General features: G+C 54.8%; 10 protein-coding genes, 1 tRNA gene and 2 other RNA genes. 6 read left to right on the forward strand and 7 right to left on the reverse strand.

What is annotated here, in order from left to right; all coding sequences use genetic code 11:
• Window positions 1-9: 9 nt before the first annotated feature.
• From ABU190_RS05810 to ABU190_RS05820, 3 genes are all read left to right on the forward strand, one after another.
• A non-coding RNA gene (locus ABU190_RS05810) (RtT sRNA) lies at window positions 10-141 on the forward strand.
• Between the two features lie 36 nt (window positions 142-177).
• Window positions 178-262 (forward strand) — tRNA-Tyr (locus ABU190_RS05815).
• 45 nt (window positions 263-307) lie between these two features.
• Window positions 308-438, forward strand: a non-coding RNA gene (locus tag ABU190_RS05820) — RtT sRNA.
• Between the two features lie 157 nt (window positions 439-595).
• On the opposite strand, the gene ABU190_RS05825 is transcribed toward ABU190_RS05820, so the two are convergent.
• Window positions 596-1039, reverse strand: a complete 444-nt coding sequence (locus ABU190_RS05825; protein ID WP_071194069.1) for an Lrp/AsnC family transcriptional regulator — start codon at window positions 1037-1039, stop codon at window positions 596-598.
• A gap of 108 nt (window positions 1040-1147) precedes the next feature.
• On the opposite strand from ABU190_RS05825, the gene ABU190_RS05830 reads away from it, so the two are divergent.
• A complete protein-coding gene (locus ABU190_RS05830; RefSeq protein WP_354690679.1) occupies window positions 1148-2047 on the forward strand; it encodes a DMT family transporter in 900 nt (299 codons plus the stop codon).
• Here the strand turns inward: ABU190_RS05830 and narI are convergent.
• The 5 genes from narI to ABU190_RS05855 all read right to left on the reverse strand — a co-directional run bounded on the left by narI (window position 2044) and on the right by ABU190_RS05855 (window position 10493).
• Window positions 2044-2721 carry a respiratory nitrate reductase subunit gamma gene (gene narI / locus ABU190_RS05835; protein WP_354690680.1) on the reverse strand — a complete coding sequence of 226 codons (678 nt, stop codon included), beginning with the start codon at window positions 2719-2721 and terminating at the stop codon, window positions 2044-2046. The genes ABU190_RS05830 and narI overlap by 4 nt on opposite strands.
• Window positions 2721-3431, reverse strand: coding sequence for a nitrate reductase molybdenum cofactor assembly chaperone (gene narJ, locus ABU190_RS05840; protein ID WP_039079175.1), 711 nt, complete (start codon window positions 3429-3431; stop codon window positions 2721-2723). The genes narI and narJ overlap by 1 nt, the downstream gene beginning before the upstream one ends.
• Window positions 3428-4966: a nitrate reductase subunit beta gene (gene narH, locus ABU190_RS05845; RefSeq protein ID WP_354690681.1), complete on the reverse strand. Its 1539-nt coding sequence runs from the start codon at window positions 4964-4966 to the stop codon at window positions 3428-3430. The genes narJ and narH overlap by 4 nt, the downstream gene beginning before the upstream one ends.
• A complete protein-coding gene (locus ABU190_RS05850) occupies window positions 4963-8706 on the reverse strand; it encodes a nitrate reductase subunit alpha (RefSeq protein WP_354690682.1) in 3744 nt (1247 codons plus the stop codon). The genes narH and ABU190_RS05850 overlap by 4 nt, the downstream gene beginning before the upstream one ends.
• Before the next feature lie 392 nt (window positions 8707-9098).
• Entirely contained in the window at window positions 9099-10493 is a 1395-nt protein-coding gene (locus tag ABU190_RS05855) for a NarK family nitrate/nitrite MFS transporter (protein WP_354690683.1), read from the reverse strand.
• Between the two features lie 306 nt (window positions 10494-10799).
• Here ABU190_RS05855 and narX point away from each other — a divergent pair, with 306 nt between their 5' ends.
• Window positions 10800-12599 carry a nitrate/nitrite two-component system sensor histidine kinase NarX gene (gene narX, locus ABU190_RS05860; RefSeq protein WP_354690684.1) on the forward strand — a complete coding sequence of 600 codons (1800 nt, stop codon included), beginning with the start codon at window positions 10800-10802 and terminating at the stop codon, window positions 12597-12599.
• Complete coding sequence (gene narL / locus ABU190_RS05865) at window positions 12592-13242, forward strand: two-component system response regulator NarL (RefSeq protein ID WP_039079179.1); 651 nt, start codon at window positions 12592-12594, stop codon at window positions 13240-13242. Before narX ends, narL begins: the two co-directional genes overlap by 8 nt.
• Here narL and ABU190_RS05870 read toward each other — a convergent pair.
• Window positions 13239-14660 (reverse strand): YchO/YchP family invasin, encoded by a 1422-nt coding sequence (locus ABU190_RS05870; protein WP_354690685.1) that lies wholly within the window; start codon window positions 14658-14660, stop codon window positions 13239-13241. The two genes, narL and ABU190_RS05870, sit on opposite strands and share 4 nt — an antisense overlap.
• Between the last annotated feature and the right edge of the window lie 21 nt (window positions 14661-14681).

Below are 14681 nucleotides of genomic sequence, written 5' to 3' on the forward strand. Positions count from 1 at the left end.
CTATGCAGATGTTTGCACTTATCGGGAAGGGTGAGAACCTTCGATTAAGGTTCGAGTCGAGCGAAAGCGAGACAACGTTGCCGAAGGCAACGGCCCGAAGGGTGAGGAGCGAAGCGACGAATAATCCTTCCCCCACCACCATCTTCAAAGCAGTTCCAGACAATATGAATTACCCCTGGTGGGGTTCCCGAGCGGTCAAAGGGAGCAGACTGTAAATCTGCCGTCATCGACTTCGAAGGTTCGAATCCTTCCCTCACCACCATCACTTTATGTAGCACACCGTCAAATCACATCCTTAATGCCACATATCCTCCTCATGCAGGGAAGGATGAGAAGCTTCGACTAAGGTTCGATTCGAGCGCAGCGAGAAAGCGTTGCCGCAGGCAACGACCCGAAGGGCGAGGAGCAGCGCGACGAGTAATCCTTCCCCCACCACCATCACTTTATGTAGCACACCGTCAAATCACATCCTTAATGCCACATATCCTCCCCATGCCGGGAAGGATGAGAAGCAACATTTCTCTGATGCGCTGCGCTTATCAGGGCTACCCGCCCGTACGTCGAATAAACGCAACGCATCGAGGCTTCAAAATCATTACACGGGCGGCAACCGACGTTTGACCGGCGAGCTTTTCACAATCGAGGTGTTGCACTGTGCGTATTCCGCTAAACCATCCAGCAATGTATCCAGTTGTTCGATGGAACGCACCACCAGCCGGATAACAAAACAATCCTCCCCGGTGACCTTATCGCTCTCGATACATTCGGGCATCGCCTGAATGTACTTATCCACCTTCTGTAATAACCCCGGCAATGGCCGAACACGAACCAGCGCCTGCAAGGTATACCCTAACGCCGCCAGATTCACCCGCGCCGCGTACCCCTCAATCACCCCCTTTTCTTCCAGGCGTTTGAGCCTTTCTGCCGTGCTGGGTGACGACAGCCCGACGCGGCCACTTAATACTTTTAGCGACATCCGCGCATCTTCCACCAGACACGCCAGAATTTGCCGGTCGATCTCATCGATAAGGTTTTCCATTGTTTTTACCTAATTAATATATGTCATACGCAAATTTCACCTTACATCATCTCTGTAAAAGTAACCTGGCATTTTCGACAATAAAGGCCATCATTCAGGAGGTGATTTATGAATAACAGGCAAAAAGGCGTCTGGCAGATGAGCCTGGCGATGTTGATTTCCGGTTCTATTGGCGCATTCGTTTTGCTGTCGGGATTACCGGTCACGGAAGTGGTTTTCTGGCGATGCCTGATCGGCGCACTCACACTGTTTATCTTTATCCGCGCCAGTAAGCAGCCCTTTAGTCCGCTGACTAAAGTCACGCTGGCATTAGCCATTGCGGGCGGTATCGCCCTGGTCGTCAACTGGCTATTGCTGTTCGCCGCCTATAGCCGTATCTCGATTGGCCTGTCGACAGTGGTCTACAATACGCAGCCGTTCATGCTGGTCTTAATGGGGATGGCGCTGGGTGAGCGAGTCAGCCTGGTCAAATGGGGATGGCTTTTTCTCGCCTTCACAGGGGTGGTGATTCTGCTCTCCGGCGAGCTGACGTCCGGCCACTCCACACAGTGGTTTTCTGGCATTGTGCTGGCCCTGAGCGCCGCTTTTTTTTATGCGCTGACCGCAATCATCACCCGCAAACTCACCGGGATAGCACCGCAGCATATTGCCTTTATTCAGGTGTTAACCGGTGTCGTTCTCCTGTTGCCACTGACCGGCAGGCCGGTATTTTCCGCCGACTATCCGTGGCTTATCATACTTACTCTTGGGATCGTACACACCGGCGTGATGTACCAGTTGCTCTACAGCGCGATTCAGAAGCTGCCTACCCCCATCACAGGCTCGCTCTCCTTTATTTATCCCGTGATTGCGATTGTGGTCGATAAACTGGTCTTTGGTCATACGCTCAACGCCACACAACTGATGGGCGGCGTATTGATCCTGTTTGCCGCCGCAGGTAACAACCTGGGTTGGGGTGAAAAAAAACCCCGCGAGTGCGGGGTTGGAATCAAAACACGGTCCAGTTAGCGGCGTGCGCGGACAATCTGATATTTGCGCGTCAGATATTCAACGGGCGCGCTCCAGATATGCACCAGCCGCGAGAACGGGAACAGCACAAACAGCGTCATCCCCAGTACCAGATGCATACGATAGATAAACGCCACCCCGTCAAGATGCGCGGAAGCCCCGCCGTGGAACGTCACCACGGCCTGCGCCCAGCCCACCAGCTTCATCATTTCGCTGCCATCCATATGCTGTGCGGAGAAAGGAATCGTTAACAGCCCCAACGCACACTGCACCATCAGCAATGTCATGATCAGAATATCGGCCGCCGAGGATGTTGCGCGAATCCGCGGATTGAACAGTCGGCGTTTCAGCAGCATGATACCGCCCACCAGGCACATCACACCGCTGGCCCCACCGCCAATCATCGCCATTTTTTGTTTCACTTCGATGGGCAGGAAGGATTCGTACATCCAGTGCGGTGTCAGCATCCCCAGGAAGTGCCCGGCGAAGATGCCAAGGATCCCCAGATGGAACAAGTTTGACCAAATCACCATTCCTTTGCGGTCCAGCATCTGGCTGGAACCGGCACGCCAACTGTACTGGCCGTAGTCATAACGCAGCCAGCTCCCCACCAGAAACACTGTCCCGGCAATGTACGGGTACATATCAAAGAAGAACATATTCAGGAAGTGCATTATTGCTGTCCTCCGGTTGTGATATTCAGGTACTGCGGTGCGACAGCGCCAGCGAAGCGACGTTGATGCGCAGTAATGTCAGATTCGCCACACCCCTGTTCGGCGAAGAATTTCACCTGCTCTTCTTCCCAGACGGCATCCAGCGCCTGCGGGGTATCATCACGCGCTTCATCCGCGATTTTTTCAGCCACTTTTTGTTGATCGATAGCGGTATTCGCCAGTTCGATCAGCGGCGTAAACAGCATCGCGTAATGACTGTCGCGCTGTTGCAGACGAGCGCTCAGCAGCGCCAGGATCGGCGCAATGTCCTGCAATCCGCCCAACGCTTCCGCCGGCGGCAGTTGCGCCAGATACTCCAGATAGAGCGGCAGGTGGTCCGGCAGCTCGCGGCTGTCCAGTTCCAGACCTTGCCGGGCGTATTGCGCCAGCAGATCGACCATCGCCTGTCCACGGTCGCGGGACTCGCCGTGAACATGCTCGAACAGGAGCAATGAGGTGGCGCGCCCCCGATCAAACAGCTCGCTGTAGTTTGCCTGGGCATCCAGCAGATCCTGCGAGGTCAACTGCTGCAAAAAATCGATAACACCTTGTGACTGAGACGCCGTGAAGTGCGTTGACGATTGCAGCGCCTCGATCAACTCCTGCTGATGCTGCCACAGAGCAGCATCCGGGTATTCCAGCAGACGGGAAATAACGACCAGCTCAATCATGGATGCGGCTCCGTTTTCACTGAAACATCAATGGCATCAATGCGACGGCTGTTGAACAGGTTGAATTTACTGTCCGAACCGTGGCAGCCATCACCAAAGGTAAAGCCACAACCGCTCTTCTCAGGAAACGCTTCGCGCGCCAGCTCACGATGGCTGCTCGGGACCACAAAACGATCTTCGTAATTGGCGATGGCCAGGTAACGGTACATCTCCTGCGCCTGTGCTTCGGTCAGACCCACTTCTTCCAGCGCACGGGTATCGATTTTGCCGTCCACGGTTTCCGCACGTTTGTAGTGACGCATTGCCAGCATGCGTTTCAGCGCCAGCAGTACCGGCCCGGTATCCCCTGCGGTCAGCAGGTTTGCCAGGTACTGTACCGGGATGCGCAAACTGTCCACATCCGGCAGAATACCGTTGCTGCTCAGATCACCTGCATCCGCCGCAGACTGAATCGGTGACAAAGGCGGCACGTACCAGACCATTGGCAACGTGCGATATTCCGGGTGCAGCGGCAGCGCCAGCTTCCAGTCCATCGCCATTTTGTAAACCGGCGACTGTTGAGCCGCGTCGATCACACTCAGCGGAATGCCGTCTTTAATTGCCTGCTCGATAACCTTCGGGTCGTTCGGGTCAAGGAACACATCCAGTTGGCGCTGATAGAGATCTTTCTCGTTCTCAGTGCTTGCCGCCGTTTCGATGGCATCCGCGTCATACAGCAGCACGCCGAGGTAGCGGATACGGCCCACGCAGGTTTCGGAACAGACCGTTGGCTGACCGGCTTCAATACGCGGGTAACAGAAGATGCACTTCTCGGATTTACCGCTCTTCCAGTTGAAGTAGATTTTCTTATACGGGCAACCAGTGATGCACATACGCCAGCCGCGGCATTTATCCTGATCAATCAGCACAATGCCGTCTTCTTCACGTTTGTAGATCGCGCCGCTCGGGCAGGTCGCCACACAGGCCGGGTTAAGACAGTGTTCGCACAGGCGCGGCAAATACATCATGAAGGTGTTTTCAAACTGACCGTACATCGCCTTCTGCATGTTCTCGAAGTTTTTGTCTTTCGACAGCTTCTCAAACTCGCCGCCCAGGTCATCTTCCCAGTTTGGCCCACGGGTGATTTTATCCATCCGCTGGCCGGTGATCAGCGAGCGCGGACGGGCGATTGGCTGGTGTTTGCTGTCAGCCGGCGCGGTATGCAGCGTCTGGTAGTCATAATCAAACGGCTCGTAGTAATCGTCGATGCCCGGCAGATGCGGGTTGGCGAAGATTTTTCCCAGCAGCATCGGACGGTTACCCATCCGCGGCTGCAATTTGCCATTCACTTTACGGATCCAGCCGCCCTTCCATTTTTCCTGGTCTTCCCAGTTATTAGGGAAACCGACGCCGGGCTTACTTTCCACGTTGTTAAACCACGCGTACTCCATCCCTTCACGGCTGGTCCAGACGTTTTTACAGGTGACGGAACAGGTATGACAGCCGATGCACTTGTCGAGGTTCAGCACCATGCCAACTTGTGAACGAATTTTCATTTTACGCTCTCCTGTACCTGGTCATTGCCTTCGCCATCCAGCCAGTTAATGTTCTTCATCTTACGTACCACCACAAACTCATCGCGGTTGGAGCCAACCGTTCCGTAGTAGTTAAAGCCATAGGCCAGTTGGGCATAGCCGCCGATCATATGGGTCGGTTTTGGCGTAATTCGGGTTACCGAGTTATGGATACCCCCGCGCTGACCGGTGATTTCGGACCCCGGAATATTCACGATACGTTCCTGGGCGTGGTACATCATGGTCATCCCGGCTGGCACGCGCTGGCTGACCACCGCACGCGCAGTCAGGGCACCGTTGCTGTTAAAGACTTCAATCCAGTCGTTATCTTCGATACCCAACTCTTTGGCATCCGTCTCACTCATCCAGACAATCGGACCACCGCGGCCTAACGTCAGCATCAACAGGTTGTCGCTGTAGGTGGAGTGAATCCCCCATTTCTGGTGCGGCGTCAGAAAGTTGAGCGCTTTTTCCGGGTTACCGTTGGACTTCTCGCCCATCACCTCTTTCACTGAACGGGTGTCGATGGGCGGACGATAGACCAGCAGGCTTTCACCGAAGTCACGCATCCACTGATGGTCCTGATACAACTGCTGACGACCGGAGAGAGTACGCCATGGAATGAGCTCATGAACGTTGGTATAGCCTGCGTTATAAGAGACATGCTCATCTTCAAGGCCGGACCAGGTCGGGCTGGAGATAATTTTGCGCGGCTGCGCCTGGATATCGCGGAAGCGGATTTTTTCCTCTTCTTTGTTGGTTGCCAGATGCGTGTGGTCACGACCGGTAAATTCGCTGAGCGCCGCCCAGGCTTTGACCGCCACGTGGCCGTTGGTTTCCGGTGCCAGCGTCAGGATCATCTCTGCGGCATCAATTGCTGTGTTAAGCATCGGCTGGCCTTTCGCCGGGCCGTCCGCTTTGGTGTAATTGAGCTTACGCAGCAGGTCCATTTCGCTCTGAGTGTTCCAGGCAATGCCTTTACCGCCATTACCGATTTTCTCCATCAACGGGCCGATGGAGGTAAAGCGTTCGTAAGTCGCCGGATAATCACGCTCAACCACAATGAGATGCGGTGCGGTTTTACCTGGAATCAGGTCGCATTCGCCTTTTTTCCAGTCTTTCACATCCAGCGGCTGAGCCAGTTCAGCGGCAGAGTCATGCTGAATCGGCAGGGTCACCAGATCGGTCTCTTTACCAAGGTGTCCCACGCAGACTTCGGAGAATTTTTTGGCGATCGCTTTATAAATCTCCCAGTCGCTTTTTGACTCCCAGGCCGGATCAACGGCAGCAGATAGCGGATGAATAAACGGATGCATATCCGACGTATTCATATCGTCTTTCTCATACCAGGTTGCCGTCGGTAGTACGATGTCGGAGTACAGGCAGGTGCTCGACAGACGGAAGTCCAGCGTCACCACCAGATCCAGCTTGCCGTCGAGCCCGTTATCTTTCCACTCCACCTCTTCCGGCTTCACGCCGCCCTGCTTGCCGAGATCTTTGCCCTGAATACCGTTTTCCGTACCCAGAAGGTACTTGAGCATGTACTCGTGACCTTTACCGGAGGAGCCCAGCAGATTTGAACGCCAGATAAAGAGATTACGCGGGTGGTTTTTGCCGTTTTCTGGCTGCTCCGCCGCAAAATGCATGGCGCCCTCTTTCAGAGATTTCACGGTGTACTCCACCGCTGACATACCTGCTTTTTTCGCCGCTTCGGCAATACGCAGCGGGTTGGTGCCCAGTTGCGGTGCCGATGGCAACCATCCCATACGCTCGGCGCGAACGTTGAAATCGATAAGGCTGCCGGTGTAGCGTGATTTATCCGCCAGCGGCGACAAGAACTCCTGCGCGGTGACGGTTTCGTAGCGCCACTGGCTGGAGTGGTTATAGAAGTAGGAGGTGCTGTTCATATGGCGCGCCGGACGGTTCCAGTCCAGGGCAAACGCCAGCGGTTGCCAGCCCGTTTGCGGGCGCAATTTTTCCTGGCCTACATAGTGTGCCCAGCCGCCGCCGCTTTGACCAATACAGCCGCAGAAGATCAGCATGTTAATGATCCCACGGTAGTTCATATCGAGGTGATACCAGTGGTTCATCCCGGCCCCGATGATGATCATCGAGCGGCCATGCGTTTTGTTGGCGTTATCCGCAAATTCACGGGCGGTGCGGATAATATTGGCGCGGGTAACACCGGTGATTTTTTCAGCCCAGGCCGGCGTATAGGCTTTGATATCGTCGTAGCTTGTGGCGCAGTTTTCATCATTAAGACCGCGCTCCAGGCCATAATTCGCCAGGGTCAGGTCGTAAACGGTGGTCACCAGCACGCTGCTGCCATCGGCCAGTTGCAGGCGTTTAACCGGCAGTTTATGCAGCAGAACGTTTTCCAGTTCAACCTTACTAAAGTGCGCGGTGCTGTCGCCGCCAAAGTACGGGAAGCCAACGTACGCGATCTCATCCTGACGCCCCAACAGACTCAGTTGCAGCTCCGTCTCAACGCCGGTCGTGCCATCACGCTGTTCAAGGTTCCATTTGCCCTTCTCACCCCAGCGGAAACCGATGGAACCATTCGGTGCCACCATTTCGCCGTTATCAGCGAGCGCAACGGTTTTCCACTGCGGGTTATTCTCCTGGCCCAGCGCATCCACAAGATCCGATGCGCGCAGCATACGACCCGCGGCGTAGTATCCTTCACGCGGTTCCAGCATCACCAGCATCGGCATGTCGGTATAGCGACGCACATAATCGGTAAAGTACTGGCTCGGGTTATCGAGGTGGAATTCACGCAACATGACGTGGCCCATTGCCAGTGCCATTGCCGCATCGGTGCCCTGCTTCGGTGCCAGCCACAGGTCGCACAGCTTGGCGATTTCGGCATAATCCGGGGTTATGGCAACGGTCTTGGTGCCTTTGTAGCGGACCTCGGTAAAGAAGTGGGCATCCGGGGTACGGGTCTGCGGTACGTTGGAACCCCAGGCAATGATATAACTGGAGTTATACCAGTCGGCGGACTCCGGAACGTCGGTCTGCTCACCCCAGGTCTGCGGCGAGGCTGGCGGCAGGTCACAATACCAGTCGTAGAAGCTCAGGCAGGTACCGCCTAACAGCGACAAGTAGCGTGCGCCGGAAGCATAGGAGACCATCGACATCGCCGGGATCGGCGAAAAGCCTGCCACGCGGTCAGGACCGTAAGTTTTCACGGTATAGACGTTAGAAGCCGCAATCAGCTCATTCACTTCCTGCCAGGAGGAGCGAACAAAGCCACCGCGTCCGCGTGCCTGTTTAAAGCTTTTCGCTTTATCAGCATCTTCAATGATCGAGGCCCAGGCGTTCACCGGATCAGGGTGTGCCACTTTCGCTTCACGCCACATTTTCATCAGGCGTTTGCGCATCAGCGGGTATTTCAGGCGGTTCGCACTGTAAAGATACCAGGAGTAGCTGGCGCCGCGCGGGCAGCCGCGTGGCTCATGGTTTGGCATATCAGGGCGGGTACGTGGGTAGTCGGTCTGCTGGGTTTCCCAGGTAACGAGACCGTTTTTGACGTAAATCTTCCAGCTGCAAGACCCGGTGCAGTTTACACCGTGAGTAGAACGCACGACTTTATCGTGCTGCCAGCGTTGGCGGTATCCATCCTCCCAGTCCCGGTTTGTTTCGAGAAGCTGGCCGTGCCCATCGGCAAACGTTTCGCCCTTCTGCTTGAAGTAGCGAAATCGGTCCAGGAATTTACTCATCGGGTTTCTCCTGTATGGAGCCTGACGGCTCTCTGATAAATCGACATTGCACAAATTAGGGGTTACAGCATTTGCGGCGAAAGTAACGCTCTGAAAGGCGAGAAGAATTGATGGCGATCAAGCTGTAAGGGCTTCATAAAGGCAGGAAAATCACTGTCTACCTCCAAAAGGGTAGAATGGTTTTAAATTTAATTTATTGATATATAAAGAAAATAAATAACCAAAATGACAGCAAGCGAGAAAAAATGCGCTAAGCAGGTATTAAGGGGTATAGCCCTCTGAAGACGAGGGTTTTTCGCTGTCGTGGGTAACTCTCTTTTAAAGTATGTTGTAACTAAGTAAGAACAAAAAAAAGCGCGAGCCAGGCCCGCGCAAGGATAATCAACATTTACTTACTTTTTATTAGAATTCCGTCCGTAGATAGCCCAGGTGATCACTACACAGGCGATATAAAACACCAGGAACACTTTCATTGCGCCCGCCGGGGAGCCGGTGAGTGCCAGCGAAGTGCCGAAGGCTTTCGGGATAAAGAAGCCGCCAATCGCCCCAATAGCTGAAATAAAGCCCAGTGCAGCAGCGGTTTCGGTTGCCGCCTCGCGCAGTGCCGTGGCTTCACTGCCGCCGGCGTTTTTCACCCGTTCCAGCGTCATCTTGCGGAAATTGACTGAAATCATCTGGAAGGTAGAACCACTGCCCAGTCCGGCCGTCAGGAACAGCATCAGGAAGACGCCAAAGAAGGCGGTAAAATTCCCACCCACGCCATTGGTTGGCAGCGTCAGGAACAGTAAGGCACTAAAAATAGCCATCAGGATGAAGTTCACGAGCGTCACACGCGTCCCCCCCAGCCGGTCCGACAGCGCCCCACCTGCAGAACGGGCGAGCGCGCCGATGAGTGGACCAAAAAAGGCGTAATGCATGATGACCACGTCCGGAAACTGGGTCTTCGACAGCATGGCGAAACCGGCAGAGAAGCCGATAAACGAACCAAAGGTGGCCAGATAGAGAAAGCTCATGATCCACATATGCTTACGCTTCAACACCGGCAACTGTGCTTTCAGTGATGCTTTCGAGGCGGTCAGTTCGTTCATGCCAAACCAGGCGGCGAGGGTAAAGACGGCCAGCAACGGCACCCATACCCATGCGGCATTCGCCAGGAAGATCATACTGCCGTCAGGCTGTGCCACACCCGTTGCGCCAAACACAGCAAACATCGAAAACGAAATAGCCAGCGGTGCCAGAAGCTGCATCACGCTCACACCCAGGTTACCGAAACCGCCGTTAATCCCCAGCGCGCTCCCCTGCTTCTCTTTTGGAAAGAAAAAGCTGATGTTTGCCATGCTGGAGGCAAAGTTCGCTCCGGCAAAACCACACAACAGCGCAATGATGATGAACGTGCTAAATGGGGTGGAGGTATCTTCAACCGCCAGGCCCAGCCAGACGCAAGGAATGATCAGAATGCCGGTACTGAACGCGGTCCAGCGGCGGCCACCGAATACCGGGACCATAAAAGAGTACGGTACGCGCAGCAGTGCGCCCGACACGGACGGTAAAGCCGTCAGCATAAAGAGTTGATCAGTCGAAAATTGAAAGCCAACTTTATTCAGGTTTACGGCAACAGCGCTAAACAACATCCACACACAGAACGCCAGCAACAGACACGGAACCGAAATCCACAGGTTACGACTGGCGATGCCGTGTCCCTGTCGTTGCCAGAAAAGCGGATCGTCCGGACGCCAGTCGCTAATAACTCGGCCTGACGCCCTTTGGGGGGTAGAAGAGTGACTCATAGACACCTCTGGTTATTGATTTGACGAGGCCACATTAGTTTTTACAGCGCAAGGTAAGTTGATATAAATCAAAGGAAAAGTGTGCGTAACAACGAGCAAAAAATCGCCATGCTCATTAGTGAGTAGATCGTTTTTCTTAAAAAAGTGTGGTTTTTCACAACCCTGTCGCCTGATGAAAAAGACCCACTCCTTTTATGGATACCGGCAACGATAAAGGAGTACTTCTTTGTAGGTATGGGTATACCTCAGGGTATGGCGGACAATATCGACCACTCTTTATTTCCGTGCGCCGGAGCGTTGCCCTCTATGCTTAAACGCCTCTTTACACCGCTCTCCCTGGTTAACCAGGTCGCGCTGACCATGCTGCTGTCGACGGTTATCGGTGTGGCGGGCATGGCGGTTTCCGGCTGGCTGGTGCTTGGCGTTCAGGGCAGTGCCCACGCCATCAACAAAGCGGGCTCGCTGCGTATGCAAAGTTATCGTCTGCTGGCAAGCGTGCCGCTGCGCCCGGCAGACGACGTATTACTCAAAGAGATGGAGCAAACGGCGTTCAGTTCTGAACTGGCCGATGTCGCCGAACGTGACGGGCAGCAAGAGCAGTTAGAGGCGCTGCAACATTTTTGGCGCAACGAGGTCGCGCCAGCCCTTAAGCAGGCCCAGGAGCCTCAGGCTGTCACCGATAAAATAACCACCTACGTTAATCGAATCGACACGCTGGTTACCGCCTTCGATCACAGCACCGAACAGCGCATGGCGCGCGTTGTGATCCTGCATCGGGTAATGGCCATCTTACTGGGCTTACTGCTGCTCTTTACCGTTGTCTGGCTTCGCGCCCGCCTGCTCCAGCCGTGGGAACAGTTACTGAAAATGGCCCAGGCGGTCAGCCAGCGTAACTTTACCCGGCGGGCACAAATCAGCGGACGCAATGAGATGGCGACCCTCGGTACCGCACTGAATAATATGTCGGAAGAGCTGGCGGAAAGTTACGCCGTCCTTGAACAGCGCGTTCAGGAAAAAACCGCCGGACTTGAACAAAAAAACCAGATTCTCTCTTTCCTGTGGCAGGCCAATCATCGTCTGCATTCGCGTATTCCATTGTGCGAACGTTTGTCACCGGTGCTTCACGGGCTGCAAAACCTGACGCTGCTGCATGATATTGAGCTGCGCGTTTACGATATGGAAGATGAGAAAAACCACCAGGAATTCACCTGCCATTCGGATATTACCTGTGATGATCGGGGGTGCCATTTATGTCCGCGCGGCATTCTACCTGCTCCCGCTGGTGGCAGTTCCACTCTGAAATGGCGCCTGGCGGACAACCATACGCAATATGGTTTGCTGCTCGCCCAGCTCCCCCACGGCAGGCATCTTAGCCACGATCAACAACAACTGGTGGATACGCTTGTCGAGCAGTTAACCGCGACGCTGGCGCTGGACCGTCATCAGGAACATCTGCAGCAGATGATGGTAATGGAAGAGCGTGCCACCATCGCCCGGGAACTGCATGACTCCATCGCCCAGTCTCTCTCCTGTATGAAGATGCAGGTTAGTTGTTTGCAGATGCAGGGCGGCGACCTGCCCGAAAGTAGCCAGCAGTTGCTGGGGCAAATACGAAACGAACTCAATACCTCATGGGCGCAGTTGCGTGAGCTGTTAACGACATTCCGCTTACAATTAACAGAGCCTGGACTGCGCCCGGCCCTGGAGTCCAGTTGTCAGGAATACAGCGCGCGCTTCAGTTTTCAGGTCAGGCTGGATTACCAGCTCCCCGCGCGTCTCGTGCCCTCACATCAGGCAATCCATTTATTGCAGATTGCCCGCGAAGCCTTGAGCAATTCGCTGAAACATTCCGGCGCGACTGAGGTCATCGTCTCGGTCGTCCAGCAGGAAAAACGGGTAATATTGCAAGTTCGCGACAACGGCTGTGGCGTGCCGGAAAACGCAGCGCGAACAAACCATTATGGCTTGATTATCATGCGCGACCGTGCGCAAAGTTTACGTGGCGATTGCCAGGTTCGACGGCGTGAGTCCGGCGGTACCGATGTGACCGTGACGTTTATTCCCGAAAATCTTCTCTCATCTGTGCAAGGAGATAACTATGACTAACCAGGAACCGGCTACCATTTTGCTCATCGATGATCACCCGATGTTGCGTACCGGCGTCAAGCAACTTATCAGCATGTCGCCTGAAATCACCGTCGTCGGCGAGGCCAGTAATGGCGAACAAGGCATCGAACTGGCAGAGGATCTGGACCCGGACCTGATTCTGTTAGATCTGAATATGCCGGGGATGAACGGCCTTGAAACGCTGGACAAACTGCGTGAGAAAACGTTGTCGGGTCGCGTGGTGGTCTTTAGCGTATCGAATCACGAAGAGGATGTTGTCACTGCCCTTAAACGCGGCGCCGATGGCTATCTGCTTAAAGATATGGAGCCAGAAGATTTACTCAAAGCCCTCCAGCAGGCCGCAGCAGGTGAGATGGTCCTGAGCGATGCGCTAACCCCCGTGCTGGCTGCCAGCCTGCGCGCCAACCGTGCAACCTCGGATCGCGATATCAGTCAGTTAACGCCGCGCGAACGCGACATTCTTAAGCTTATCGCGCAGGGTCTGCCGAATAAGATGATTGCCCGTCGTCTGGACATCACCGAGAGTACGGTGAAAGTGCACGTAAAACATATGCTGAAAAAAATGCGCCTGAAATCCCGCGTGGAAGCAGCGGTCTGGGTTCATCAGGAACGCATTTTCTAATTGTCAGGCGCCGTCAGATCCCAGCGCGGCGTCGCGCCGGAGGTGTCCACCAGCGGTGGCGTCAGCGTCAGCACAATCTCATTGGATGAGACGCGCTGACCCTTTTCATCTTCGGCAATCACCGACAGATGCCACTCGTTGGTCGCCCCTTCACTGTTATCCCACTTCGGCATAATGATCGACCAGCCTTCCGTACTGCTGGGATGAGCAGGCGGCGTCAGGCTAAGCTGTTGAGTATCTCCCTGCCAGCGTAACTCGCGTATCCCGTGCGTGCTGCGGATATCCAGTTTCAGTGCCACCGTTTCGCCAGGCTGTAAATCCCAGGGCGGTGTGGCGAGAAATACTGAGAGTGTCTTGCGCTGGCGATATTCGTATACCGGCACCGTATCACGCACCGGATTATCGTAACGGCTGCCGCGCAAAGAGGCCTCCTCTCCCAGTTGGCTGGCGGAAAGCTGCTTCCAGAGAGGAACACCAAACCGATAATTCAATTTCAGGCCTAAATCGTTCTGACTTTCGCCGTTCTCTCCCTGTTTATGGTGCGCCGAGAGCGTTACCAGCGGTACGGGGGTGTAATCCAGCCCCACTTTTACCGCCAGCGGATTACGATACCCCGTCCCGGAGTCGAATAAATCCACGCTCTCCCCAAAGTATTGTTCCAGACTGACGCTGGTATCGAGTTGCTGCCAGAAGGGTAAACGCGCCTGAGCGGTAATGTCATAGCCGCGCGCCATACGTTGCTGGAGCGTTGCCGAACGATACGTCCAGTCGGTGAGCGGTTGATAGTAATTGGCGGAAAAACGCAGCGACTGTCCCCACACCTCAGCCCCCAGCCCGGTACGGGCCAGGTTTTCATCGAGCAGGTTGTCGTAGAAGGTGTTATACCCCAGCAGCCAGTCACCGGAAACCCAACGCTGCCCAATACCCACGTTACCAACCAGCCCCTCATCCTGTTGGGTCAGACCAAGCTGGCTCCAACTGAGATAGCGGGACGTATCCTGCAAAGGTACAAACCAGTCGCCGTGGCTGCCGTTAAAGCCCCCCTTATCATCAACTTTGACATCGACGGTCGCTTTGCCCCAGGGCGACAGCCATGACTCTACCTGCTGGTTTACCTCATCGCTCACCACATCGCGCAACTGACCAAAGGCGAACTGGCGCGCCTGTGCCCCGGCATCCAGCCCGTTGTCTGTCATGCTGGCTTCGCCAAAGGCTTTCGCCATTTCGGCCAGATGTTTTTCACTGCTGCCTTTGTCGGGCGTCATACCGAGATCGGGCAGAGAATCACCATCATTATCAAACGGATGTTGAGCTTGCTGAACATACCAGGACTGCGGGGTGGTCTGTACGCCACTGACCGCGCTTCCCGCCAGCGGCAAGAATAAAAGCAGTATTGGGGAAGAGGAAAACCAGTGCATCACGTTTGTAGGGGGTCGCTC

Source organism: Phytobacter sp. RSE-02 (assembly GCF_040578655.1).
Classification (GTDB): Bacteria; Pseudomonadota; Gammaproteobacteria; order Enterobacterales; family Enterobacteriaceae; genus Phytobacter; species Phytobacter diazotrophicus.